The sequence below is a fragment of the Micromonospora sp. NPDC047753 genome (genome assembly GCF_040642735.1).
In the GTDB taxonomy this organism is placed as follows: Bacteria; Actinomycetota; Actinomycetes; order Mycobacteriales; family Micromonosporaceae; genus Micromonospora.
Genome location: NZ_JBEYSL010000617.1, coordinates 1 through 3,475 on the forward strand (window position 1 = coordinate 1; position 3,475 = coordinate 3,475).

Annotated in this window: 5 protein-coding genes; all 5 read right to left on the minus strand. The window is 68.7% G+C overall.

Annotated elements, in window-relative coordinates; genetic code table 11:
• A partial coding sequence (locus ABZ749_RS31950) for an NADH-quinone oxidoreductase subunit C (protein WP_357234382.1) occupies positions 1-534 on the minus strand: 534 nt, incomplete at its 3' end.
• A complete protein-coding gene (locus ABZ749_RS31955; protein ID WP_124821345.1) occupies positions 531-1,208 on the minus strand; it encodes an NADH-quinone oxidoreductase subunit B in 678 nt (225 codons plus the stop codon). The genes ABZ749_RS31950 and ABZ749_RS31955, both read right to left, overlap by 4 nt.
• A gap of 14 nt (positions 1,209-1,222) precedes the next feature.
• On the minus strand, positions 1,223-1,588 hold the full coding sequence (locus tag ABZ749_RS31960) for an NADH-quinone oxidoreductase subunit A (protein ID WP_007454588.1): 366 nt from the start codon (positions 1,586-1,588) through the stop codon (positions 1,223-1,225).
• A 135-nt stretch (positions 1,589-1,723) separates the two neighbouring features.
• The gene (locus tag ABZ749_RS31965) at positions 1,724-3,001 is read right to left on the minus strand and encodes a geranylgeranyl reductase family protein (protein WP_357234384.1); all 1,278 of its coding nucleotides are present in this window, start codon (positions 2,999-3,001) and stop codon (positions 1,724-1,726) included.
• 139 nt (positions 3,002-3,140) lie between these two features.
• On the minus strand, positions 3,141-3,365 hold the full coding sequence (locus ABZ749_RS31970; protein WP_091395588.1) for a hypothetical protein: 225 nt from the start codon (positions 3,363-3,365) through the stop codon (positions 3,141-3,143).
• Positions 3,366-3,475 lie beyond the last annotated feature (110 nt).

Genomic DNA, 3,475 nt, shown 5'->3' on the forward strand with positions numbered 1-3,475 from the left:
GACGGCGGTCACGCTGGGCAGGTGCGGGGCTTCGACGGAGACCGCGGCCTCCAGCCGGACCTGCCGCCGGTACGTCATCGAGGTGAGCAGGTAGACCACGTGCAGCCGACGCTCGTCGGCGCCGAGGTAGTCCACACCGGACACCGAGGAGCACAGCTCGAAGCGCAGCGCCAGGTCGTCCCGCATCACCTGGCACACCTCGGCGATCCGCTCCGGGCGTACGTGCAGGGTCAGCTCACCCCGGTCGACCACCACCTTCTCGATGGCGTCGTTGAAGGCCGGGTACGCCTCCTCCAGCGCGTCGCGGACCTCGTCGAAGTAGCCCCCGTACGGCCGGGACGCCTCTTCGATGGGCTGGCGCTGGCGGACCAGGCCGCCGTAGCCGGACACGTCGCCGGTGCCCTGGTTGCCGAACATGCCGCGCCCCGCCGGGCTGGCCGGCGGGTACTCCGCCGGGGCGGTGCTGCTGGCGCCGACCGGAGTGACCGGTACCGGCACCCCGCCGTCGTTTGGCTTGTCGGTGGGTGACGTCATTTCGGGCCTGCCTGCGGGTGGAGGTGGTTCTGAGCGTTCATCCAGTTCTCGATGCGCAGCTGCTCCTCGCGGCCCTCACGGACCGCCCGGGTCCACTCGGCGCGCCGGGCCTTGTCGCTGCGGTACGAGGAGGGCATCGAGCCGTAGGGGACGATCGGAACGTCGCCACGCTCCTGGCGGGCCGCCAGCATCTTGCGGCCGTTCGGGCCCAGCGGCTCATACATGATCTTCTCGCGGAGCTTGAGGATCGCGTCGATGAGCATCTCCGGCCGGGGCGGGCAGCCGGGCAGGTACATGTCGACCGGCACCACATGGTCGACGCCCTGCACGATCGCGTAGTTGTTGAACATGCCGCCGCTGCTGGCGCAGACGCCCATCGACAGCACCCAGCGCGGCTCGGCCATCTGGTCGTAGATCTGGCGCAGCACCGGGGCCATCTTCTGACTCACCCGGCCGGCCACGATCATCAGGTCGGCCTGCCGGGGCGACGCCCGGAAGACCTCCATGCCCCAGCGGCCCATGTCGTAGTGCGGACCACCGGCGGCCATCATCTCGATGGCGCAGCAGGCCAGGCCGAAGGTGGCGCCCCACACGGACGACTTCCGAGACCAGTTGACCAGCTTCTCCACCGAGGTGAGCAGGACGCCGGCGGGAAGCTTCTCCTCGATGCCCATCTGACGTTCCTTCCTCAGTCCCAGTCCAGGCCGCCGCGCCGCCACACGTAGGCGTACGCAACGAAGACCGCGACGATGAACAGGACCATCTCCACGAAGCCGAAGATCGGCAGAGCGTCGAACGAGACCGCCCAGGGGTAGAGGAAGATGATCTCGATGTCGAAGACGATGAAGAGCATCGCCGTCAGGTAGAACTTGATCGGGAACCGCCCGCCGCCGACCGGCTGCGGGCTGGGCTCGATGCCGCACTCGTAAGCCTCGAGTTTGGCCTTGTTGTAGCGACGGGGACCGGCGAAGCGGGCGGCGCCGACGGAAAACAGCGAGAACGCCGCGGCGAGGGCGAACAGCCCGATGATCGGTGCGTAAGGCGAGAGCGACATCGTTTTCTCCTGCTCGTCCTTCCCTGCCCTCGGTGCTTGACGAAAATCACACTATTCACGTCCCTCGCAGTGGCAGTCGGCGGGGGTCGATCTTTGTCGGCATCGGGGCCTTGACCAGCACCGATGCCGTCCTACTTATACGGCTGGGGCGGCCTTCGTCATCGCGTTGATGACCCGATCCATCGCGTCCCCGCCGCGCGGGTCGGTCAGGTTGGCCAACAGCTTGAGCACGAAACGCATCAGCGTCGGGTGTGGCATGCCGTGTTTCGTGGCGATCCGCATGATCTCGGGGCGGCCGATCAGTTTCACGAAGATGCCGCCCAGCCGGTAGTAGCCGCCGAGCCGGGCCTTCAACTCGTTCGGGTACGCCAGCAGCGCGCGCTCGCGTTCCGGGCCGGCCGGCCGGGCGAGGGCCTGGACCATGACCTCCGCGGCCAGTTCGCCGGACTCCATCGCGTACGCGATGCCCTCGCCGTTGAACGGGTTGACCATGCCGCCGGAGTCGCCGACCAGCAGCACTCCCCGGGTGTAGTGGGGCACCCGGTTGAAGCCCATCGGCAGCGCGGCACCGAGGATCGGGCCGTCGGCGTTGGTCTCGTCGGTCATCCCCCAGTCTTCCGGGGTGTTGGCGAGCCAGTCGGTCAGCAGCCGGCGGTAGTTGGTCTTGCCGAACGCCGAGGACGAGTTGAGCACGCCGAGCCCGACGTTGACCCGCCCGTCACCGAGGCCGAAGATCCAGCCGTACCCGGGCAGCAGGTTGTCGCCGCTGTCCTTGCTGCGCAGCTCCAGCCAGGACTCCAGGTAGTTGTCCTCGTGCTTGGCCGGCGAGCGGTAGTAGCGGCGGACGGCGACACCGATCGGTCGGTCCTCCCGCTTGGCCAGCCCGAGCGCCAGCGGGAACCGGCCGGAGACGCCGTCCGCCGCGACGACCAGCGGGGCGTGGAAGGTGGTGGGCTCCTTGCCCGGCCCGACCTCCGCCTCGACGCCGGTGACGCGGCCATCGCCGTCGAGCACCGGGCCCAGCACGTTGACGCTGGTCCGAAGTTTCGCGCCGGCAGACACCGCCCGCTGGGCGAGCAGGTCGTCGAAGTCCAGGCGCGTGCGCACCAGACCGTAGTTGGGGAAGCTGGCCAGCTCCGGCCAGTCCAGTTCGAGGCGCACCCCACCGCCGATGACCCGCAGGCCGCGGTTGTGCAGCCAGCCCGCCTCGGGTGAGGTGTCCACACCCATGCGGATGAGCTGGCGCACCGCGCGCGGGGTCAACCCGTCGCCGCAGACCTTCTCCCGGGGGAACTCGGTCTTCTCCAACAACAGCACCCGTACGCCGTGCCGGGCCAGGTGGTACGCAGTCGCTGATCCACCGGGACCGGCGCCCACGACAATGACGTCGGCGTCATGTTCCACCGCGGTCATCCGCGCCTCCTCCCGCACGCTCGTGAAATGCTTCACAAGCCAGACGGGACGAGTGTATGACCGGCGTCATACCAGCGCAGGATCAGGGGTACCTAACTCGCCGATGTGACAGCTCACCACCGTCCACAGCGGTCAGGTGTCAGGCCGGGCTGGAGGCGTCCAGGCCCGCATCGACCCGAATTGTCTCCGGCAGATGCTCGCGGAGCGCCCCACCCGCCGCCCGGTCCAGTGCCGCCAACACCTCGGCGACCACCTGCCGGACCTCCACCGGGTCGGCCCCGGCCAGCTCGCGCAACTGGGAGATGAGCTCGGCCGCGTCGTCATCGGTCGCGGCCACCGGGTCCGCCGGGTCTGCTCCGGTCATGCAATCGAGCGTACCGGGCAAAGTGGACCAAGTCCGATATTTACGGAATCTGAATAATGTCCGTACCAGTTGGTGCAGACCGCCCGCTACTCGCGGATCCCCCGGTGAAG